Below are 330 nucleotides of genomic sequence, written 5' to 3'. Positions count from 1 at the left end.
CGGTTATCACGGCCCAAGCCCCGCAAGAACATCCCTTTCATTCCTGTAGTGAATGGCAAGGTATCGGTACTGGTGGGGGTGCGTGAAAAGAGCGAATCACGATTTGCGACCAGTGTTGGGCCCATGCGTGCCGCGGGAGCCTTCAAAAGTGATCTTCCTTTTAATACGGCGCGCGACGAAGATGAGCCGCAAGGCACAAGCCGTGCTTTTCAAGAGCATCACCAGGAAGAAGATGGTAGCCGCTATATGGGCCATAGCTTTCGTGAAGAAAGCGGTCGCTTTGGCTCACTGCCGCTGCACGACAACCTGGACGAAATAGACGATTATTAA

The 330-nt window shown here is 53.3% G+C and carries 1 protein-coding gene; it reads left to right on the top strand.

Going from position 1 to position 330, the window contains the following annotated elements; translation table 11 throughout:
- A partial coding sequence (locus tag RMT89_RS41930; protein WP_315889006.1) for a hypothetical protein occupies window positions 1-330 on the top strand: 330 nt, incomplete at its 5' end.

Source organism: Streptomyces sp. P17, assembly GCF_032436805.1.
Taxonomy (GTDB): Bacteria; Actinomycetota; Actinomycetes; order Streptomycetales; family Streptomycetaceae; genus Streptomyces.
The sequence above is the reverse complement of the archived record's forward strand: the minus strand, read 5'-3'. Positions and strand labels throughout refer to the sequence as shown.